The sequence below is a fragment of the Trinickia caryophylli genome (assembly GCF_034424545.1).
Taxonomy (GTDB): Bacteria; Pseudomonadota; Gammaproteobacteria; order Burkholderiales; family Burkholderiaceae; genus Trinickia; species Trinickia caryophylli.
This window is the reverse complement of record NZ_CP139971.1, coordinates 681922-702004: the sequence shown is the minus strand read 5'-3', so window position 1 is coordinate 702004 and position 20083 is coordinate 681922. Positions and strand designations below refer to the sequence as shown.

At 65.8% G+C, this 20083-nt stretch carries 17 protein-coding genes; 13 read left to right on the top strand and 4 right to left on the bottom strand.

Going from position 1 to position 20083, the window contains the following annotated elements:
- Positions 1–142 precede the first annotated feature (142 nt).
- Positions 143–571: a DoxX family protein gene (locus U0034_RS22340; protein ID WP_085224667.1), complete on the top strand. Its 429-nt coding sequence runs from the start codon at positions 143–145 to the stop codon at positions 569–571.
- A gap of 83 nt (positions 572–654) precedes the next feature.
- Positions 655–927: a hypothetical protein gene (locus U0034_RS22335; protein ID WP_085225419.1), complete on the top strand. Its 273-nt coding sequence runs from the start codon at positions 655–657 to the stop codon at positions 925–927.
- A gap of 19 nt (positions 928–946) precedes the next feature.
- Here the strand turns inward: U0034_RS22335 and U0034_RS22330 are convergent, their stop codons facing one another.
- Entirely contained in the window at positions 947–2422 is a 1476-nt protein-coding gene (locus tag U0034_RS22330; protein ID WP_085224669.1) for an MFS transporter, read from the bottom strand.
- 354 nt (positions 2423–2776) lie between these two features.
- Here U0034_RS22330 and wecB point away from each other — a divergent pair, with 354 nt between their 5' ends.
- The 4 genes from wecB to U0034_RS22310 all read left to right on the top strand — a co-directional run bounded on the left by wecB (position 2777) and on the right by U0034_RS22310 (position 8753).
- A complete protein-coding gene (gene wecB, locus U0034_RS22325) occupies positions 2777–3991 on the top strand; it encodes a non-hydrolyzing UDP-N-acetylglucosamine 2-epimerase (protein WP_085224671.1) in 1215 nt (404 codons plus the stop codon).
- A 225-nt stretch (positions 3992–4216) separates the two neighbouring features.
- Positions 4217–6154 (top strand): glycosyl transferase family protein, encoded by a 1938-nt coding sequence (locus U0034_RS22320; protein ID WP_085224673.1) that lies wholly within the window; start codon positions 4217–4219, stop codon positions 6152–6154.
- Entirely contained in the window at positions 6151–7824 is a 1674-nt protein-coding gene (locus U0034_RS22315) for a bacteriophage N4 adsorption protein A (RefSeq protein ID WP_085224676.1), read from the top strand. The genes U0034_RS22320 and U0034_RS22315 overlap by 4 nt, the downstream gene beginning before the upstream one ends.
- 53 nt (positions 7825–7877) lie before the next feature.
- Complete coding sequence (locus tag U0034_RS22310; protein ID WP_233211853.1) at positions 7878–8753, top strand: alpha-amylase family protein; 876 nt, start codon at positions 7878–7880, stop codon at positions 8751–8753.
- Here U0034_RS22310 and U0034_RS22305 read toward each other — a convergent pair.
- Positions 8731–9687 carry a hypothetical protein gene (locus tag U0034_RS22305; RefSeq protein WP_085224680.1) on the bottom strand — a complete coding sequence of 319 codons (957 nt, stop codon included), beginning with the start codon at positions 9685–9687 and terminating at the stop codon, positions 8731–8733. The two genes, U0034_RS22310 and U0034_RS22305, sit on opposite strands and share 23 nt — an antisense overlap.
- 348 nt (positions 9688–10035) lie before the next feature.
- Positions 10036–10941 carry a dihydrodipicolinate synthase family protein gene (locus U0034_RS22300; RefSeq protein WP_085224682.1) on the bottom strand — a complete coding sequence of 302 codons (906 nt, stop codon included), beginning with the start codon at positions 10939–10941 and terminating at the stop codon, positions 10036–10038.
- Positions 10942–11143: 202 nt separating this feature from the next.
- On the opposite strand from U0034_RS22300, the gene U0034_RS22295 reads away from it, so the two are divergent.
- The 6 genes from U0034_RS22295 to U0034_RS22270 all read left to right on the top strand — a co-directional run bounded on the left by U0034_RS22295 (position 11144) and on the right by U0034_RS22270 (position 17473).
- Positions 11144–12133: a 4-hydroxyproline epimerase gene (locus U0034_RS22295; RefSeq protein ID WP_085225421.1), complete on the top strand. Its 990-nt coding sequence runs from the start codon at positions 11144–11146 to the stop codon at positions 12131–12133.
- A complete protein-coding gene (locus U0034_RS22290; protein ID WP_085224684.1) occupies positions 12130–13317 on the top strand; it encodes an NAD(P)/FAD-dependent oxidoreductase in 1188 nt (395 codons plus the stop codon). The genes U0034_RS22295 and U0034_RS22290 overlap by 4 nt, the downstream gene beginning before the upstream one ends.
- The gene (locus U0034_RS22285; protein ID WP_085224686.1) at positions 13314–13586 is read left to right on the top strand and encodes a 2Fe-2S iron-sulfur cluster-binding protein; all 273 of its coding nucleotides are present in this window, start codon (positions 13314–13316) and stop codon (positions 13584–13586) included. The genes U0034_RS22290 and U0034_RS22285 overlap by 4 nt, the downstream gene beginning before the upstream one ends.
- Positions 13583–14905, top strand: coding sequence for an NAD(P)/FAD-dependent oxidoreductase (locus U0034_RS22280; protein ID WP_085224688.1), 1323 nt, complete (start codon positions 13583–13585; stop codon positions 14903–14905). Before U0034_RS22285 ends, U0034_RS22280 begins: the two co-directional genes overlap by 4 nt.
- Before the next feature lie 22 nt (positions 14906–14927).
- Positions 14928–15701 (top strand): AraC family transcriptional regulator, encoded by a 774-nt coding sequence (locus U0034_RS22275; RefSeq protein WP_085224690.1) that lies wholly within the window; start codon positions 14928–14930, stop codon positions 15699–15701.
- Positions 15702–16000: 299 nt separating this feature from the next.
- Positions 16001–17473, top strand: coding sequence for a hypothetical protein (locus U0034_RS22270; RefSeq protein WP_139831107.1), 1473 nt, complete (start codon positions 16001–16003; stop codon positions 17471–17473).
- A gap of 20 nt (positions 17474–17493) precedes the next feature.
- On the opposite strand, the gene U0034_RS22265 is transcribed toward U0034_RS22270, so the two are convergent.
- On the bottom strand, positions 17494–18777 hold the full coding sequence (locus tag U0034_RS22265; protein ID WP_085225423.1) for an NAD(P)/FAD-dependent oxidoreductase: 1284 nt from the start codon (positions 18775–18777) through the stop codon (positions 17494–17496).
- A 204-nt stretch (positions 18778–18981) separates the two neighbouring features.
- Between U0034_RS22265 and U0034_RS22260 the strand changes: the two genes are divergently transcribed.
- Positions 18982–19848: a LysR family transcriptional regulator gene (locus U0034_RS22260; RefSeq protein ID WP_085225425.1), complete on the top strand. Its 867-nt coding sequence runs from the start codon at positions 18982–18984 to the stop codon at positions 19846–19848.
- Positions 19849–20083 lie beyond the last annotated feature (235 nt).

The window sequence follows — 20083 nt, the reverse complement described above, 5'->3', positions numbered from 1 at the left end:
TTGCACTTCTTCCCCGTTTCCCGGTCGAAGTATCGTTGAGCCTTGGAAAACAAGGGGTCAACGCATATGCTGACCATCGATGCGCGCGCCGGCCGGCGATCGTATCGATTTTATTTCGATCGAAACAAGGAGGAAGGTATTCATGACGCGTCCCGTCGATTCCGGCGTCATTCTCATCGCTCGTTTTGCGCTGGCGGTGCTGTTTTTGTGGAGTGGCGTGATGAAGCTGCTCGGTTATTCGGGCTTCGTCAGCTACCTGCAGGCGAAGGGTGTGCCATTCGTCCAGATCGGCGCGCCGATTGCAACGGCGATAGAAGTGCTCGGGGGCGTCTTGCTCGTAGTCGGCTTCCTTACCCGTCCGCTCGCACTGGTGATGGCGGCCTATACGATCGCCACAGCGGTGCTCGGCCATGACTTCTGGAACGTGACGGATCCGACGATCCAGCATGACATGGTCATTCACTTCTGGAAGAACGTGGGTATTGCCGGCGGCTTCCTGCTGTTGTTCGTCACAGGTGCGGGCGGCATGAGCGTCGATGCCGCGCGCACGCCGAAGCGGCATTTGCTCTGACATCGCGCGGCACGCCGCACGCGCACGTTTCTTGCTGCATCGTTCCGGGTCGGCGCTCAGGCGCCGTGCCGGAGGGCGTTGCAATGATAGAGAGTTTTCAACAAACGATTGGCGGCCAGGCGATGCAGTTTTGCGCAAGTCTGGGCGAAGGGGAATCGGTGCACCGCGTCATCATCAGTCGCGACGATTCCGCGGAAACGCTGGTTGTATTCGACACCGGAGGGCTGCTCGGCGCGCTGAAGGCCGAAATGGCGCCTCCGGCGCAGCTCATCGCGGACGCGATCCGCAAGGCGCGCGAAGAGGGGTTGATCGAGCGCGCGCTCGACACGGGTACCGTCCAGACCGCGAAACTGTGAGGCGGTGTGCCGTCTTCCGTTACTCGGAGGAATCGGCGCGAGCCGTCCGCCCTGCCTGCTCCGTCTGCCGTGTCGGCGAACGGTCGGGGCGCTTGCCCGCGTGCGATTCCGGGTGAACAAGGCGGCTCAGTGCGAGGCCGGCGGCGAGCAGCCCCGCCGCGATGGCGGACGAAGCCTGCAGGCCGGTCACCACGCCGGCCGCTCCCGAACTGCCGGCGAGCGCGCCGAACGCGGCCACGCCCACGGCGCCACCTGCCTGCCGTGCCGTGTTGAGCAGTGCCGATGCCGTGGCGGCGCGACTCGGCTCGACCGAGGCCAGGACGGCTGTCGTCATGGCCGGTACCGCGAGCCCCATGCCCGCCGGAATCAGCAGAAACGGCACGAGTAGCGCAAGCAAGGGCGTATCGTGGCCCGCCATGTGCAGCAAGCCGTAGCCTACGGCGCCGATCGCTGCTCCGACCGTCATCGGCAGCCGCGGACCGCTGCGGGCGACCACCCATCCACTGACCACGTTCGAAACGAGAAACCCGCCCGTCAATGGCAGGAACGCCAGCCCGGCCTGAAGCGGCGTGTCGCCGCGCACGCGCTGCAAATACAGGCTCAGGATGAAGACGGTTCCGTAGTACGCCATGTTCACGCATACGCCGAAGAGCACCGCAGCGCTGAACGTCGTATCGCGCAGCAGCGCGAGCGGCAGCATCGGAGCGCGGCTCTTCGCTTCGACGCCGACGAAAGCGACGGTAGCGAGCACGGAGAAGGCGAACCCCATGACGACGAACGGGTGCCCCAGGCCAAGTGGCCGCATTTCGATGACGGCCGCGGTGAACGCTGTCAGCGCCACGATGGCGAGGCACTGACCGGGCACATCGATACCGGGTTTCGATCGGTCCGGCGTGTGCGCGGCCTCGTCATGGCTGCGCGGTACCCACGCGAAGGCCGCGACCAGGCCGGCCAGGCAGATCGGCAGGTTGACGAGAAAAATGCTGCGCCAGCCGAACGCGGCGATCAGCAAGCCGCCGAGTACCGGTCCGGCTGCGATCGACACGGCGCCAGAAGCCGTCCACAGGCCGACTGCGCGGGCTCTGAGTCTCGGGTCGTGGCTGCACGCGCGGTTGAGCAGCGCGAGCGAATTCGGCAGCATGGCGGCGGCGCTTGCACCCTGCACGGCACGAGCGGCGATGAGCGTCAAAGCGGATGGCGCCAGCCCGCAAGCGAGCGAGGACAACGCGAATAGTGCGATGCCGGCGGCGAATACGCGCCGCGGGCCGAAGCGGTCGCCCAGTACGCCGGCCGAAAGCATCAGCACGGCGAATGCGAGCGTATAGGCGTCGACGATCCATTGAAGACTGGAAACGGGCGCGCGCAACTGCGCGCTGATGCTTGGCAGCGCAATATTGACGATCGTGACGTCGAGTTGTGTGACGACGAACGCGACGCTCACGGTGCAAAGAAGCCGTGCGAGCGCTGGCGTGAAGTGGGGTGTGGGCGTGTTCATGGAGAGATACTAAAAGGCGTTGCGCCGCGACGCTTCGGGCCGACGTGAAATGTCGGTTGCATCGAACGGGCCTGCCGCGCCGATCCAGCCCCTGCGCAGCGTGCAAGGGGCCGCATGCGAGGCGCTTATCGCCCGCCCCCTCATGTCTTCCGCTTGCCGACCGACCAACGACGAAACCCGGGTTGCCCTCCGGCTACGCATGCGTTGGCGTTTGCGCGCTCGTCGGGCGCGCAAACTGTGAGGGTCGCCCCACAGACCGGGCGTTGCCCCGACGCTATCGTACGACCTGACTGCAGCGAATTCGTAACGGCACAACGCGACGCGGCGTGCATCGTGCGTTCGGCGGGGGATGAAATGAAGAAAGTATTGACGGTGTTCGGAACGAGGCCTGAAGCGATCAAGATGGCGCCTCTCGTTCATGTACTCGCGGCGCGCGCGGATTTCGATGCAAGAGTTTGTGTAACGGCTCAACATCGTCAGATGCTCGACCAGGTGCTCGACCTGTTCGGCATCGTGCCGGATTTCGATCTGAACATGATGCGCGACGGGCAGACGCTCGGTGATTTGACCTCGGGCATCCTGCAGTCGATCGGCGACGTGTACGACCGCTGGCAGCCAGACGCGGTGCTCGTACACGGCGACACGACGACGACGCTGGCTGCCAGCCTCGCCGCGTTTTATCGGTACATTCCCGTCGGACACGTGGAGGCGGGGCTTCGTACGGGCAACGTCTGGTCGCCATGGCCGGAAGAGCTGAATCGCCGTGTGACAGACGCCGTCGCGTCGTGGCTTTTCGCGCCCACCGAGCAGGCCGTACACAACCTGCTCAGCGAAGGCGCGCCCGCGGCGCAGGTGGTGCTGACGGGCAATACCGTGATCGACGCATTGCATCAGGTCAAGCACAAGCTCGACAACGATCCCGCGCTCACGCAGCGCATCGCCGCCCGCTATCCGTTTCTCGATGAATCGCGGCGGTTGATCCTCGTGACAGGGCACCGCCGCGAAAGCTTCGGCGAGCCCTTCAAGCATTTCTGCGAGGCCCTCAAGCACGTCGCGCAAATGCATGACGACGTCCAACTCGTCTATCCGGTTCACTTGAATCCGAACGTGCGCGACCCCGTCTATGCGATTCTCACCGACCAGCCCAATGTCCATCTGATCGAGCCTCAGGACTACTTGCCGTTTGTCTTTCTCATGTCGAGGTCCTACCTGATCGTCACCGACTCGGGGGGAATTCAGGAGGAGGGCCCCGCGCTCGGCAAGCCGGTGCTCGTCACGCGCGAAACCACCGAGCGGCCCGAGGCCGTTCGCGCCGGTACTGCACGGCTGGTCGGCACTCGCACCGATCGGATCGTTGCGGAAGTGAATGCGTTATTGACGAACCGCACGCAGTACGAAGCGATGGCGCACGCCACGAATCCATATGGCGATGGGCATGCGAGCGCGAAGATTGCCGATGCGCTCAAGAACATACCGGCAACATTCTTGCCGGCTGATGCGGCTGGATCGCAGGCCGCCTCGCTGCACAACGCGGTGGCATCGGGCCTCTTTGCACTGCGCTCGGCGTAAACGCCGATGAATTGCAGGCATTGTGCGAGGACGAACAGTCGGCATAGACGGCATATCACAAGATAAATCCAACGAACCCGCCGGATAAAAGGCGGGCACACGCATCACGCATTTCGATGCGTTTTATTCGGGGAATGGACCGGCTTCCAATCGGCGATCGATACGCGCGGCCAGCGCACGATCGTGGCCGGCCCATGGGTGGCGGAATCTCATCGGCAGATAAAAATGCAGGCAACGTCCGTCTGGCAGGTCTACGCGGGGGCAGCAAGCGCAGTCATATGGCTCACTGCTGTCGTTATCTTCATCAGCACCATCGACGATCTGTTTTTCGATGCCTGTTATTGGTTTTCGGAGATCCGTGCGCGTTTGCGAGGACAAAGCGAACGTACGGTCGATGCGGCGGCACTGCGGGCAATGGAGGAGCGTTATCTGGCCGTCATGGTGCCGGCGTGGAAGGAATATGACGTCATCGCGAAGATGATCGACCATACGCTGCGGACGCTCGAATACGAACATTATGTGATCTTCGTCGGGACTTATCACAACGATCCCGAAACGACCGCGGAAGTCGAGCGCATGGTCAGGCGCCATCCGGGGCGCGTGACGCGCGCTACCGTGCTCAACGACGGCCCGACCTGCAAGGCCGATTGTCTTAACTGGATCGTTGCCGCGATAGGGCGCTACGAGACGACGCATCACCTTCGTTTCGATGGCGTGGTCATGCACGATTGCGAAGATGTCATTCATCCGATCGAGCTCAAGTACTTCAATTACGCATTGAACGAGAGCGACCTGATCCAATTGCCCGTGCTGTCGTTGCCGCGCAAGTGGAACGAGTTCGTCGCCGGCACCTATCTCGACGATTTCAGCGAAACCCACCAGAAAGACATGCCGACACGGCAGCGTCTGACTGGAATCGTGCCGGGCGCGGGCGTCGCCTCGTGCTACAGCAGGCGCGCGATCGATGCGGCTGCTGCCGCGTCGGACGGCAAGCCGTTCAATACCGGTTCGCTGACGGAGGACTACGACTTCAGTTTCCGGTTGAAGGCGCTCGGCATGAAGCAATCGTTCGCGCACTTTCCGATCGACGACGACCGGAAAGGCGAGGGGCGCGGTTGCGCCGTGCGCAATCTGCTGGCCACGCGCGAGTTCTTTCCGAGCACGCTGCGCACGGCCTATCGGCAACGCGCGCGATGGATTCTCGGGATTGCGTTTCACGGCTGGCAGCAGATCCGCTGGAGCGGCAGCTTCATGCAGCGCTATATGCTTGCGCGCGACCGCAAGGGCATGATCACGTCGCTCTTCTCGGTCTTCGCCTATATCGTGCTGGCGCAGTACCTTGCACTGGCCGGCCTGCGCGCCGCGGGGCTCGCGCCGCCGGAGGTCGAACTGCGCGCGCTTTCGAGCGCGTGGCTGGCCCCGCTGCTGTCGATCAACGCCGTTTTGCTCGGCGCACGGCTGGCGCAGCGCTATTACTTCGTGGCAAGGCTCAACGGGCCGCTGCAAGGGCTGCTCTCATTGCCGCGCATCTTCGTCAACAACGTCATCAACTTTCTGGCGGTGTGCCGCGCGTGGCGGATCTTCATCGGCCATCTCGCCACCGGCAAGCCGATCGCCTGGGACAAGACGAACCACACCTATCTGTCGACCGAGGCACGCGGCAAAACGCGATGCAAGCTGGGAGAGATTCTCGTCGGATGGGGGGTGCTGACCGAGGCGCAGCTCGAGGCGACGCTCACCCGGCAGGCAGGCTGCGGGCGCCGGCTCGGCGCCCTGCTGGTCGAGAGCGGGGTCGTGAGCGCGGAATCGGTGGCCGATGCGCTCGCCGAGCAGGCCGAATTGCCCCGCGTGAGCCTTGCGAACGTCGCTGTGGGCCATTTCAGCAAATCTCTCGCATTCGAGTTGCAGAAGACTTATCGGGTCGTCCCGTTTTCTACGAGCGACGACGGCACGTTGAACGTCGCGGTAGGCAGCCCGCTCAGCGGCGACGAGCGCGAGATCGTCAAGCGCGGCGCGCGCTCCAATGTCGCCTACTTCGTCGCGAGCGACGAGGAGGTCGATGCCGAGCTCGAACGACACGCGCACTTTTTCGAACACGGCACGGCTGCCGAGGCGGCTTTGCGCCGTGTTGCGCCTGAGGGGCGTCCGGGGGAACGGCTATGAAGCAGTCGACGATCGCGCGGGCGGTGCGCTGGGCGATACTCGTTCGCTTGGGGAGCGCTGCCGCGCTCGCGTCGCTTGCGATTCATGCGGGCGGTGCCGAGACGCTCACACCGCGCGCGTACCGCCTGGCCGATGCGGCGTACAAGGCGATTGCGGCAGGCGACCTCCCGCGTGCCGAAAATTACGCATCGCGCGCGCTGAAGGCGCAGCCGGGCAGTCTTCAGTTAGGGCTCCTGATGGTCGACGTCTACGTCAGGCAAGGCAAGGTGGCCGAGGCGGACGACGCGGCCGAAGCGCTCGAGCGGCGACACCCCGGCGATCCGCTCGTGCTCGCGCGGCACGGATTCCTGCAGCAGGGGCAACAGCGATACGAAGCGGCAATGGAAGATTTCGATGCGGCGCTCGGCGCGCGTAACTGGAGTGCTGCCGAGGAGCGCAACCTGCGCCTTGCACTGGCCGATAGCGCATTGGCGGCGCACCAGCCGGAGCGGGCGACGCGTGCGCTCGCGCCCTACGAACAGGAGCCGGATACGGCAGTACAACTGCGCATCGCGCAACTGCGCCTGCGCAATGGCGATCGCGACGGCGCGCGGCACGCGGCCGAACTCGCACAAAGCCATGCGTCCACGGACGAAGACCGGCAAGCTGCCGCCACGATCATTGCGTTCGCGAACGAGCCCGAGCCGAAGGACGATACCGCTCGTCAGACGCTGCAGACCGCCTACGATCTGCTGCGCGAGAACAAGGACGAAGAGGCGCTGGAGGCGTTCCGGCGCGGGCTGAGCAGCGGCGCCGGCACGGCCGGCAATTATGCCGACGCGGGCTATGCGGCCAAGCGCCTCGGCGAAAACGACGAGGCAGTCCAGCTTTTCAAGCAAAGCCTGGATGCCGACGATACCGAGCACGCATTCGACGAGCAGCGGCGTTTCGGCTATCGGCGCGAGGTGCAGCAGCTCGAGCGGCACTGGGGCTTCGTGCTGAGCCTGCCTTACCAAGTGTCGGCGTTCTCCCCGCAAGGTACGGTCAATGTGCTGCAGCCCGGCATCGAAGCATACTGGCAGCCACCGAAAATCGGCTACCAGAATGGGCGCATCCTGCAGTTTTTCGTGCGCGGCTACGGCACCGCTTACGACGGCTCGGGCAACGTGACCGGCTTGCCGACCGTGCAAGGGTCGATCGGCGCGCGCTACAAGCCGATCATCGATCAGAACCTCGTGATCGCGGCGGAGCGGCTCGTACACATCGGCAGATTTTCCACCAACGACTGGCTGGCGCGTCTCGGCTACTCGTCCGAGGGCGGAAGCGATCTGCGCGTGACGGAGCCGAGCTGGCGCAGCTGGCAGGTCTACGCCGAAGCTGACTACTTTCTCCATCAGGGGCGCTACGTGCTCTATTCGGAGCTGCGCTATGGGCATACCTGGGCGCTGCCGGCGATCAGCAATCACCTGACGGTCTATCCGCACGTCGCGTTCGTATTCGATCACGACAACCGCGAAATCGACAAAACCGCGATGGGTATCGGGCCCGGCGTGCAATTCCGATTCTGGTTCCGCGAGAATCGTTACAGCGCACCGGCCAGTTGGGCCGACGTGACGATTCAATACCGTTTCCCGCTGACATCGGCCGCGCGAGCGCGCGGTCTCGTGGTGCAAGCGACGCTATGGTTCTAGTGCCGCCCGCTCACAGGCTTCCGTTGGCCCGGCTCGCGCGCGTGGCTGCTGCGATGATGGGCGCGCTGGCGATCACGGGATGCGGCGACACGCCGGCCGACATGCGCGTGAAAGGCATCGTCTGGCAGGCCGACGACGCCACGACGCGACCGGCGGGAGACTGGGACCTGCTCGGCGCGCACGAGCTGCTGATCCAGTGGATCGTCGTGGACGAAACGGCTTTCGTGCCACATACAGGGTGGCGCGAGGCGCGGCAGTTGCCCGATTTCGAGCGGATCGGGCGCGAGCCCTGGGCGCGCAACGTGATTCTCGGACTTGCCGGGTACATGGACGAGCGCCGTGCGCGCGCCAACGTCGAGAAGCTCGCTGAAATGTCGGCCCCGCTCGCGCGCCTGCCGCTCGGGCTGCACGTAACCGGCTACTACTTTCCAGTGGAGATCGACCCGACCTGGCGCGATGCGCCGAACGCGTTCGCGCGTGCGCTCGGCAAGCTGCCGCGGCCGTTATGGGTAACGGTCTATGACAGCGCGAACGTCGGCGCGCAGACGCTGGCCGACTGGCTCGCCTCCTGGCTGCCGGGCGACGTGGGCATCTTTTTTCAGGACGGCTGCGGCGTTGATGCGCGTGTGCCGCGCGTGGCGCGCGAGTATCTCGACGTGCTCGCCTCGCGGCTGGGCAAAGACCGCGTGCGCGTGATCGCCGAGGCGTTTCGCCCGTCGGCGCGCGGCGGATTTCGCTCGGCAAGCGCGGACGAACTGCGTGCGCAACTGACCGAGTACGGCGGCTATGGCGTGTATCTGTTCGACGGCCCGCACTACGTGAGCGCCGCGCTGACGCGGGCGCTCGCGCCGCGAGCGGCGAAGCGGCGCGACGCGGCCACCGCCGCGACGGCGGGCCGCCACGGCATCAGCTCGGTGCCTTCAGATTGATGATCGTCTGGCGCAGCAACTGCCAGTAATGGCTCGTGCTATAGGGGATCATCTCTTCCGCGTAGTACCACCAGAAGAACCCGCCGATGAAGCGCGGATCGGTCGTGCTGTTGACCATCGGGTAGTACGTCGTGATGAGCTTGTCCTGCACCGTCTGCGGGGCTGCGGGATCGGACGTGCCGATTTCCCCGAATCCGACTTTCGCATTCGGGAAGATCGATTCGAGCGCCGCGAAGTCGCTGGTCCATGATGGCGACAGGCCCGGGCAATCCTGGTACGGGTAATAGCTGAAAAGCGCATAGTTCGCGCTCTGACGGACGGTGCTCGACAAGAACGTCGTGGCCCACGTCTTCCAGTAGTCCTGCGGTTTTTCCCAGCAGTTGTTGCCTTTGCTGTCGTCGTTGTAGTAGAGCGTGATCGCGGTCTTGCCGCCCGCCGATTTCACGATCGTATTGGCCGCTTCCACCATCTGCCCGATCTGCGTTTCCTCGGCGTTGACGACGGAGTCCGAGCCCGACGGGTGCGCGCGCAACCATTCGCCATTGATCTCGTTGGCGATTTCCCACACGTCCACAGTGCCCTTGAGCGCGGAAACGAGTTCCTGCGTGCGGGCCTTGTACGCCGTCAGCGTCGTCGGAAAGTAATACGAGTCCAGAACTTCGCCCATCACGTAAGCGACCGAATGCAGCCGCAAGAGCGGCGCGTAGTAGTCGCTTGCAGGCGTATCGGGATCGAATACGACGCGAACCGTCGGACGATAGGGCAGGTTTGCGAGGGAGTTGACGATTGCGTTGAGTCTCGACAAATCGTCGAGCGTCACGCCGTAGACCGGATTCTTGAGCGGCTCGACCTGGGCCTGGGCGGGCGCCGTCGAAACCATCAATGAAAAGCAGACAAAACCCCCCGCCAGTGCGCGCCTCGTAAGCGCTTTCATCAGTTCAATAACCACTTCGGCATTCCTCCGTTTGGGTGAAAATGCGCGATGTTAAATGAAAATAAAAGCGAATTATCGGATGATAGGCGCGGCCCATCTTTTGTCGCCGAATGGCGATGCAATGGCGGGGCGAGCCGTTGCGCGCGCAACGAGTTCGCAGGGTAATGGAAGGTTTTGAGCGCGGTGGCGAGCAGGCTTCAGGCTCGAGCAGCCACGAGGCACCGGCGGCGGATAGCGCCGCCTGCGCGACGGATGAGCACGGTGCAAACCGTTGCTGTCCGCCGCGCACGGGAAGGCGTTGACCGGGCGGTCGCAGCCTTCGTGTCGAACGAAGGTGTGAACGGCGGATCAGTTCGCCGGCAGAGGGGGGCGCGTCTCGATGGACTGCCGGATCAGCGCTTCGACGGTTTTGCGTTCGTCGCCGGCCAGCGGCAGGCGCGGCGGCCGCACCGGCTCGGTGCCGAGCCCGACGATCGCTTCGGCGAGCTTGATGTTCTGCACGAGCTTGGCCGATACGTCGAGTGCGAGCAACGGCGCAAACCAGCGGTAGATCTTCAGCGCTTCGGCGATGCGGCCTTGCTGCACGAGGCGATAAATCGCCACCGTTTCGTGGGGGAACGCACAGACGAGTCCGGCGACCCAGCCATGCGCGCCCATCAGCATCGCTTCCACCGCGAGGTTGTCGACGCCGCAAAGAATCGCATAGCGTTCGCCGACGGCGTTGATGAGATCGGTCACGCGGCGTACGTCTCCGCACGATTCCTTGATCGCGACGATCTTCGGCTCGTCGGCGATCTCGGCGAACATCTCGGGGGTCATGTCGACGCCGTACGCGAGCGGGTTGTTGTAGACCATGAGCGGCAGCGGGCTGGCGTTGGCGACGCTGCGGAAATGATGGAGCGTCTCGCGCCGGTCGGACAGATAGCGCAGCCCGGGCAGGACCATGTAGCCTGCCGCGCCGCGGCTGGCCGCGCGCTCGGCTTGCCGGCAGCCGTCGAGCGTGCTGTTCTCGGCGATGGTCAGCAGTACCGGCACACGGCCGCGCGCCGCTTCCACTGCCACGTCGAGCACCTCAAGCTTTTCGTCGAGCGACAGCGTAGAGGCTTCGCCGAGCGAGCCGCATACGATGATGCCGTCCACGCCGGCATCGATCTGGGCCTCGATGTTCTTCTTTGTCCACGCACGGTCTATGCTGAAATCTTCGTGGAACTTCGTCGTGACAGCGGGTAGAACGCCTTTCCAAACAAGTGCCATTGCTTCTCTCCTCGAGCGAATCGAATTTGACGCGATATGCCGGCAGTTTAGGTGGGGAGGGGCGGACCGTCTTGCGTGCTTCGCGCATCGGCGATGCCGATTTCGGCACAGCCGGCGCGCCGCCGTGGCTATGCTGAAATCGGCATCGGTCGCGCATATCGGCGCCAAGACGGCGGGTGCGTCGCGTTTCTACCATGGCGACATGAAGACGATACAGATCATCGATTCCCACACAGGCGGCGAGCCGACGCGGCTCGTCATGGAAGGCGGCCCCGACCTGGGCCGCGGGCCGTTGCCCGAACGGCTCGAGATACTGCGTGCGCGTCATGACGACTGGCGCGCCGGTGTCGTCACCGAGCCGCGGGGCTCGGATGTCGTGGTGGGCGCGCTGCTATGCGAACCGCACGCGAACGATTGCGCCGCAGGCGTCATCTTTTTCAACAACGTCGGCTATCTCGGCATGTGCGGCCATGGCACGATCGGGTTGATCGCATCACTCGCGCATCTCGGCAGGATCGCGCCGGGCGAGCACCGCATCGAGACGCCGGTTGGCATCGTCGAGGCGGTGCTGCACCGCGACGGCAGCGTATCGGTGCGCAACGTGCCGGCGTATCGCTACCGTCGCGCGGTCGTCGTCGATGTGCCGGGCCATGGGCCGCTTGTGGGCGATGTGGCTTGGGGAGGCAACTGGTTCTTCCTGGTGTCGGAGCATGGGCGTGCGCTGACGCCTGCGCATATCGGCGAGCTCACCGCGTTCACACATGACGTGCGTGAAGCGCTGGTCGCCCAGGGGATCACCGGGGCGCAGGGCGCACTCATCGATCACATAGAACTTTTCGCGCAGAGCCCGAGCGGGCGTGCGGACAGCCGCAGCTTCGTGCTTTGTCCGGGCGACGCCTATGACCGCTCGCCGTGCGGCACCGGTACGAGCGCCAAGCTGGCATGCCTCGCCGCGGACGGCAAGCTCGCCGCGGGCGACGTATGGCGTCAGGAAAGCATCATCGGCAGTGCCTTCGAGGCGAGCTACGTACCGTGCGAGGATACGATCGATTCGGTCGATTGCGCGCCAGACGCGGGGCCAACCATCGTGCCGACCATCAGAGGTCGCGCCCACATCATGGCGCAAGGGCAGCTCTGCTTCGAGGACGATGATCCTTTCGCGGCGGGCATCGTGCTTTCGCGCGGCGCATGAGCGCGAGCGCCATCGTGGTGGGCGCCGGGATCGTCGGCGCCGCTTGCGCGGCGGAGCTCGCGGCCCACGGCATGGCCGTTCGGGTGTTCGACGCGGGCGGCATTGGCGGCGGAACCACGGCTGCGGGCATGGGGCATATCGTCGTGATGAACGACTCGCCTGCCGAGTTCGCGCTGGCGCGATACTCCCGTGCGCTATGGCTCGAATTGGCGCCGCAGTTGCGCGCGATCGATGCGTTTCGCCGTTGCGGCACGCTGTGGGTCGCGGCGGACGAGGAGGAGTGGGCTGCGGCATGCGCGCTGCATGCCACCTTCGCCGCGAACGAAGTTGCCGCGCAGTTGCTCGACGCGCCTGCGCTCTTCGCCTGCGAGCCTCAATTGTCGCGGGCGATGGCGGGGGGATTGCTCGTCGAGCACGACAGCATCGTCTATGCGCCGACAGCGGCCGAGTGGTTGCTGACTCGATCGTCGGGCGCGCCGCGTATTCGGTTGCAGACGTCGACAGCGGTGGTCCGCGCGGATTCATCGAGCGTGACGCTTGCCGACGGCACACGCGTCGGCGCGGACTTCGTCGTGGTCGCGAGCGGGCTCGAGGCGAGGCGGCTTGTGCCATCGCTGCCACTCGCCCCGAAAAAAGGCCACCTGCTCATCACCGATCGTTATCCCGGCTTCATTTCTCACCAACTGCTCGAACTCGGCTACATCAAAAGCGCGCACCAGCATGCGGGCACCTCGGTGGCATTCAATGCCCAACCGCGGCCGACCGGCCAGATACTGCTGGGCTCGTCGCGCCAGTTCGAGACGTCCGACCCCGCCGTCGAACTGCCGGTGCTCGCCCAGATGCTCGAGCGCTGCACACACTACCTGCCTGCGCTCGCGGGACTGAATGGCATCCGTGCCTGGACGGGCCTGCGCGCCGCGACGCCAGACGGTTTGCCGCTGATCGGCCGCATGGAGAGCGACGAAGACGGCACGAGATCGCATGAAGCGGCGGATAAAGGGGCGGGCATTTGGGTGGCAACGGGGCACGAGGGGCTCGGCGTGACGACCGCGCTTGCCACGGCCCGCCTGCTCGCCTCGCAAATGATCGGCTCGCATGCGGAACTCGATGCGACGCCGTATTTGCCGGGCCGGTTTCGCGCGTTACGGGGCGGAGCCGATGTGATGGAGCACGAGCGGCAATGAGCGCAATCGAATTCGAAACACAACTCGTGGTGACGGTAGACGATATTGCCGTGTGCGTGCCGCCCGGGGCGAGCGTGGCTGCCGCATTGGCGATTGCATACGGGACGGATGGCACACGGCGCTCGGTAACAGGCGGTCCGCGCGCGGCGCTTTGCGGCATGGGCGTTTGCCAGGAGTGCCGTGTATCGGTCGACGGGTGTCGTCACGTGCTCGCCTGCCAGACGGTTTGTTGCCATGGCATGGCGATCGAGACGGAGCACGACCGATGATGAAGCGCTGTGTCGAATTCGACCTCGTCATCGTGGGTGCGGGGCCCGCTGGATTGGCGGCGGCGGGCGTTGCCGCGTCACGCGCCATGCGCGTTGCCGTCATCGACGACAACCCGCGCCCGGGCGGGCAGGTTTGGCGTCAGGGGCCTGCGCATACTGCGAGTGAGCCGCTTGCGCGCGCCCTGGATGAATTGCGGCAGCGCGCCAACGTCACGATGTTCGCGGGGGCGCGCATCGTTGCCGCTGCGCCGCCCAACGGACTCTTGCTGGAAATGGGCCGCGGAACGGGTCGCGACGAGGCAAGTACGGTTCTGTACTCGCGCCTGATCGTTGCAACGGGCGCCCGCGAGCGGCTGCTTCCGTTCTCGGGCTGGACGCTACCGGGCGTGACCGGTGCGGGCGGGCTCCAGGCCTTGATCAAGGGTGGTGTGCCTGTGCGTGGGCAACGCATCGCGATTGCGGGCAGCGGGCCGCTGCTGCTCGCGGCGCTTGCTACGGCGCGTGCGGCCGGTGCGAACGTCGTCGCGGTGATAGAACAAGCGCCCTTCGCCGCCGTCGCGCGCTTCGGTGCCGCGCTGGCGCGCACGCCCGCCAAGCTCTGGCAAGCCGCCCGTCTCTCGCGCGGGTTCGCCGGCACGCGCTACCTGACAGGAAGCGTCATAGCCGAGGCGTGCGGCCGCGAGCGATTGGAAGCGGTGGTTGTGGAGCGGGGCGCTCGTCGCGAGACGATCGCGTGCGATCGACTCGCGATCGGCTACGGGCTCGTGCCGAATACGACGCTCGCTCAGGCGCTTGGATGCGCATTGACCGATGGCGCCATCGCCATCGACGGGCACGGCCGTACCTCGGTCGGCAACATCTTCGCCGCGGGCGAATGCACCGGCATCGGTGGCGTCGAGCTTGCGTGCGTCGAAGGGCGTATAGCGGGCATCGCGGCGAGCGGGGAGGCGATACCCGCGACGCTTGGGCGCGAGCGCGACCGTTGGCGCCGATTCGCCGTCGGTCTCGCCCAGGCCTTCGCGCTCGGCCCGCGCGCGCGGGCGCACCCGCCCGGTGAGACGCTGTTGTGCCGCTGCGAAGATGCGACGTTTGCCGCGGTCGCCGCGCATGCGAGCTGGCGCGATGCGAAGCTGCACACGCGTTGCGGCATGGGGGCCTGCCAGGGACGGATATGCGGTGCCGCGGCGAATGTCTACTTTGGCTGGGATGTGACCGCGGCGCGGCCGCCGATCGCACCCGCGCGGATCGCGACACTCGCGGCAGGCGATTTTTCGCGCCCTATAATCGGCGCATCCTCGACTTTCGAGCGCGACCATTGAAGCGGCGCGCGAAACACGGACGATGACGCCGATGCTTTCCTTGCCGGCAATGCCGGCGGCGATGACGCTTGCCGAAATGCTGCCGTCCTTTTATCAGCTCGAGCCCGTTTTCGATGCGCTGCCCGATGTCGTTTTCTTCGTCAAGGACGGCGAGTCGCGATATGCGCTCGTCAATCGAACGCTGGCGACGAGATGCGGTTGCAAGGAAAAGCAGGCGCTCATCGGCAAGACGACCGAGCAGGTGTTTCCGAGCCGTTTCGCGAGCACTTACATGGCGCAAGACCGTGCGATCCTCGGTGGCGCGGCGCCGATGATGGATCAGCTCGAGCTGCATCTTTATCCGGGCCGGCAACCGGGCTGGTGCTTGAGTTCGAAGGTGCCGCTGCGCAACGCCGAGGGTGCGATCGTCGGCCTCGCCGGCATTTCCCGCGATCTGAATGCCAACGAAAAGACGCATCCGGCCTACACGCGTCTCGCGAACGTCGTCCAATACATCCAGGACCACTACGTCGAGCCGCTGAACCTCACGCATCTCGCGAGCATGGCGGGCATGTCGGTTGCTCAGCTTGAACGCTACTTTCACAAGGTGTTTCATCTGACCCCGCGCCAGGTGCTGCTGAAAACACGGCTCGACGCGGCCACCGCGCTGCTGGTTTCGAGCGACAAGGTGACCGACGTGGCCGCGCTTTGCGGGTACACCGATCACAGCGCGTTCACTCGCCAGTTCAAGGCGACCGTGGGCGTGACGCCGAGCGAGTACCGGATGTTGCTCACGAGCGGCACTGGCGCACGATGAAAGCTTGAGCGGGCGTTTCGGCTGTTACCGTGCATGCGGGGCAAGAAACAATAGGAGTCCGAAGCGATTAACGCGGTAGTGCTCGCTTCTGGCGCGCGCACGCTGATGCGAATTGGCTCTGCGCCTTGACGCTGCCGGGGCGAGTGCCCGATAGTGGCCATGATCGTGTTGCTCGTATTTCTTTCATTCATGGCAATTGCATCTGTTATTTGGAGCGTGACCCGCCGTTCGCCGGCGTGCGGATCGCTGCGCGCCGAGCATGCCGGGCCGATGCAGGCCCGCATGCCGAGGAGGTAAGCATGCGCAACGACAACCATGGCGCCATTCAGTTCCCGGCCGAGTGCAAGCGCTGCGGCGCAAGCGTGCCGGAACCCGTTTCGTTCTGCCCGTTTTGCGGCGCGCACGCGCGGTTTGCCTTCGGCAACGGCGAGCTTCCACGCGTGGGACAGCCGCGCGCGCAACAGCCACCGCGATCGGCGCAGCCGCAGCGACCGGAGCCGCGGCTGCGACCGGAGCAGCCGTCCGTGGGACGGCCTGCCCCGCGCGGCGAGCCGGTTTGGCCCGCGCGTCCCACACCGCTCTTTGCAACGTCGACCGATGCCGGCTTCGACTTCGGCGGACGATACCCGATGGACGAACGCGCCGGCAGGCGGTGGGGGCTCAAGATCGGAACTGCTGTCGTGCTGGCTGCATTCGTTCTCGGCTTCGGCGCCGTGGCGCTGCTGCAGCGTGGCAATGACGGTGATGGCGCGGCACAGGGCGTGCAAGAGGCCGCGACCCAGAGCGTCGATGGCATCGTCCGGCCAAACGAGGCGTCGGGAAACAAGCGAGGACTGCCTTCGGCTGAGTTGTCCGCCCCCGCCACGTCGATGGCGACGCCTTCGCAGGGATTCGACGGTGCATCGGGCCGGGCTGATGCGAATCCGGGTTCGAACAGCGCAAACGACGCCGACATTCGCGCGGCACGCCGGGATCAGACATCGCGCGTCGATGGCGCGCTGGCCTCCGTGCAACCGCCTGGGACAGCGGCGCCGCCCGCCCGCACGGCGCCAATGCCGGGCGCGGATCAGCTTGCACGACCGGCACAACCGGCACAACCGGTTCAACCCACGCAACCGGCCGAACCCGCTCGGTTGGCACAGCGCGGGGCGGGGACCGAACCGCTGCCGCGGTCGAGCCCGTCGCACCTCGTGAATGCGGCGCCGGCACCGGCACCGGCAGCAGGCCGCGAGCCCGATGACGGCGTCGCACCGCCAGCCATGGCCCGTGACGACGGTCGCGCGAACCGGGCTGTGGCCGAAGTCAAGGTGCCGAGGAAAGGCTCGCTCGAGCGTGTGCCGGCGGCGATGTCCTCGCCACCCCCCGCGCAGACGGCTTCTACGCGCGGCGGGGCCGAGCGACGGGCTGCATCGGTATCGCGCTCGCTTGCACTTGCGCAAACCGGGCTCGCCAAGGGTAATCTCGCGCTTGCGAAGCAGGCATTGGCGACGGTGCGCTCGATTCAGCCGGGCAACAGCCAGGCGTACTCGCTGCAGCAGGACCTGACGTTGCGTGAACGCGCGCGCGACGACGCGCTGAGCCAGGCGCGCTCGTGCGCCGTGCAGCAGCGGTGGAACTGCGCATGGCACCACGCGGGCGATGCGTTGGCGGCCGATTCGAGCAGTGCCGATGCGAAGGGGCTGCTGCAGCGCGCGATGATCGAGTCCGGCGGGGCGTTCAGACCGGCGGGGCCCGGGCCGGATGGGCCCTACGGTCCGGTCGCGCAACAGTAGCAGCAGCGGCGGTACCCGCCTCAGCGCATGGCGCGGAGGCGCTCGCGCGCCGCATCGAGGCCGATTCGAGTGAGATAGGTAAGCTCCGCCGCCGCGAGGCCGAGCAGCCCGTGCACGGGCGCCAGGCCGAAGCGCGCAAGCACGGGCGGTATCGGCTGTGCCCCGGCGATCGCGGCCGCGAGCAGCTCGCCCGCAGCCGTGGTCGGCGCCATGCCGTGCCCGCCGAAACCCGTCGCATGCCAGACGCCATCGGGTGTGCGGCCGATCTGCGGCATTTTATGCCGCGCATAGCTCATGAGCCCGCCCCATGCGAAGTCGATCTTCACGTCGGCGAGTTGGGGGTAGACGCGCCGCATGTCCCGGGCGAGCAGGTGCTTTACCGTGGCGGCCGGGCGCTCGAAGATCGAAATTCTGCCTCCCCAGAGCACACGCGTATCGTGGAGCGCGCGGTAATAGTCGAATGCGAAGCGCGTGTCGTAGACGGCCCATTCGCAGTCGATGGCTTCTTTCAGCCGCGCGCCGAGCGGCTCGGTCGTCATCACATAGGTGGCGATCGGCAGAACGGCACGTTCGACGTGCCGATAGGCGCGGTGAAGGTAGCCACCCCCGGCCATGACGACGTGCGGCGCGGTGACGGAGCCTTGGGCCGTGCTCACGCACACCGCCGCACCTTGCCATTCGATCGAGGTCGCGGGGCTGTGTTCGTGGATCCGCACGCCCGCCTGCGCGAGCACGCGGGCGATGCCGAGCACGTACTTCAGCGGGTGGAAGTGAAAGCCGTTCGGCTCGAGCAGGCCGCCGCGATAGCGCTGCGTCTTGAGCCGGCCTTGCAGTTCTGCCTGCGCGACCGGCATCCATTCGACGCCGAACGTGCGTTGCATCAGGCGTCGCTGCGCCTCGAGCATGCGAGGTTCGCCGAACCAGTCGGCGAGGAGGGCGCCCGCGAATACGGCATCGCAGGCTATTTCGTAGCGTGCGATCCGCGAGCGGATCAGCGCGACGGCATCGGTCGTCAACCGGTAAAGCGCGCGCGCATCGCGCTCGCCGAGCAACCGTGCGAGCGCGGCATTGTCGAGGCTGAAACCTCCGAACACGAAGCCGCCATTGCGCCCGGACGCGCCGAAGCCGACACGCTCCGCGTCGAGCACGACGATGTCGCGCCAGCCGCGCTCGACGAGTCCGAGTGCGGTGCAAAGGCCCGCGAGCCCGCCGCCCACGATACATACTTCGGCGTCGTGCCGGCCGCGCAGCGGCGCGAAAGCGGGGCGCTCGACGGTGGCCTCGTAGTAGCTGCGGGCATGCATCGACATGACCGGTTTCCTCCTGATTCGTTGAACGAGCGCACGGCATCATCGGCATGATGCCCGCCATCCGGTGCGTATGTGTGCCCAGACGCATGCGACTCTGCGTCTTTTCCACGTGCGCGGCGATTTGGCATGTTCGGCGCTGCCCTGCGGCGATCGGTGATATTTTTGCGCACGAAACACATCGCCGGGGATCGATTTGCAATGGGACGTTATCTGCCGTTGAATGCGCTGCGCGCATTCGAATCCGCAGCGCGACATTTGAGCTTCACGCGTGCGGCGCGCGAGCTCAACGTCACGCAGGCGGCGGTGAGCCAGCAAGTGCGGGCGCTCGAAGAGCGGCTCGGGGCCGTGCTGTTCCGGCGCCTGCCGCGCGGGCTCGCCATGACCGACGAGGGGCTGGCCCTGCTGCCGGTGCTGAGCGATGCCTTCGACCGAATCGATGCGGTACTTCGGCAATTCGATGGCGGTCATTTCCACGAGGTGCTGACGGTCGGTGCAGTGGGCACGTTCGCCGTCGGCTGGCTGATGCCGAGACTCAAGCAATTCCGTGCGGCGCACCCGTTCGTCGAACTGCGCCTGCTCACGCACAACAATCTCGTCGACGTTGCCGCGGAGGGGATCGATTGCGCGATCCGCTTCGGTGCCGGCGCCTGGCCCGGAATTCACGCCGTGCGGCTCTGTGCCGCGCCGCTCGCGGTGCTGGGCGCACCCGAAGTGGCCGCGCGCTTGCGTACGCCGTCCGATCTCGCGAACGAGACACTGCTGCGATCGTACCGGGCCGACGAATGGTCGCACTGGCTTGCCGCCGCCGGGCTCGAGCCATGGACGATTCGCGGTCCCGTATTCGACTCGTCGCGGCTCATGGTGGAAGCGGCGATGCAAGGCGCGGGTGTTGCGCTCGCGCCCTCGAGCATGTTCGAGCGCGAACTGCGATCGGGGCGTCTTACGCGCGTGTTCGATCTCGACGTGGACGCGGGCAGCTACTGGCTCACGTGGCTGAGGTCGAAACGCATGACGCCGGCAATGCAGACGTTCAAGAGCTGGCTCGTGGAGCAAACGGGGGGTTAGGCCCCAGGCCTATTCAACCGAGCGAGTACCGTCCCTCGTCGGCTGGCCACCGCAAGCGTCAGCCTGCAATCGACGCGAACAGCTCGGGGGCGCACCGGCGCGCCCTTGCGGATGGCGCCTGAAAGCGCTTCAATCGTGAGGCAGCGCCCCGCATATGTTTTCGTCGCCGCCTCGGGGCCGCACGAACCCGTTCCGGCCGCATTACCCAGCCGGGCTCGAATCCGCTTCGATCAAA

Bases quoted from the DNA above. Each gene is read 5' to 3' on its own strand.
- U0034_RS22340 (WP_085224667.1), top strand. From the start codon at position 143: ATGACGCGTCCCGTCGATTCCGGCGTCATTCTCATCGCTCGTTTTGCG.
- U0034_RS22335 (WP_085225419.1), top strand. From the start codon at position 655: ATGATAGAGAGTTTTCAACAAACGATTGGCGGCCAGGCGATGCAGTTT.
- U0034_RS22330 (WP_085224669.1), bottom strand. From the start codon at position 2,422: ATGAACACGCCCACACCCCACTTCACGCCAGCGCTCGCACGGCTTCTT.
- wecB (WP_085224671.1), top strand. From the start codon at position 2,777: ATGAAGAAAGTATTGACGGTGTTCGGAACGAGGCCTGAAGCGATCAAG.
- U0034_RS22320 (WP_085224673.1), top strand. From the start codon at position 4,217: ATGCAGGCAACGTCCGTCTGGCAGGTCTACGCGGGGGCAGCAAGCGCA.
- U0034_RS22315 (WP_085224676.1), top strand. From the start codon at position 6,151: ATGAAGCAGTCGACGATCGCGCGGGCGGTGCGCTGGGCGATACTCGTT.
- U0034_RS22310 (WP_233211853.1), top strand. From the start codon at position 7,878: ATGATGGGCGCGCTGGCGATCACGGGATGCGGCGACACGCCGGCCGAC.
- U0034_RS22305 (WP_085224680.1), bottom strand. From the start codon at position 9,687: ATGAAAGCGCTTACGAGGCGCGCACTGGCGGGGGGTTTTGTCTGCTTT.
- U0034_RS22300 (WP_085224682.1), bottom strand. From the start codon at position 10,941: ATGGCACTTGTTTGGAAAGGCGTTCTACCCGCTGTCACGACGAAGTTC.
- U0034_RS22295 (WP_085225421.1), top strand. From the start codon at position 11,144: ATGAAGACGATACAGATCATCGATTCCCACACAGGCGGCGAGCCGACG.
- U0034_RS22290 (WP_085224684.1), top strand. From the start codon at position 12,130: ATGAGCGCGAGCGCCATCGTGGTGGGCGCCGGGATCGTCGGCGCCGCT.
- U0034_RS22285 (WP_085224686.1), top strand. From the start codon at position 13,314: ATGAGCGCAATCGAATTCGAAACACAACTCGTGGTGACGGTAGACGAT.
- U0034_RS22280 (WP_085224688.1), top strand. From the start codon at position 13,583: ATGATGAAGCGCTGTGTCGAATTCGACCTCGTCATCGTGGGTGCGGGG.
- U0034_RS22275 (WP_085224690.1), top strand. From the start codon at position 14,928: ATGACGCCGATGCTTTCCTTGCCGGCAATGCCGGCGGCGATGACGCTT.
- U0034_RS22270 (WP_139831107.1), top strand. From the start codon at position 16,001: ATGCGCAACGACAACCATGGCGCCATTCAGTTCCCGGCCGAGTGCAAG.
- U0034_RS22265 (WP_085225423.1), bottom strand. From the start codon at position 18,777: ATGCATGCCCGCAGCTACTACGAGGCCACCGTCGAGCGCCCCGCTTTC.
- U0034_RS22260 (WP_085225425.1), top strand. From the start codon at position 18,982: ATGGGACGTTATCTGCCGTTGAATGCGCTGCGCGCATTCGAATCCGCA.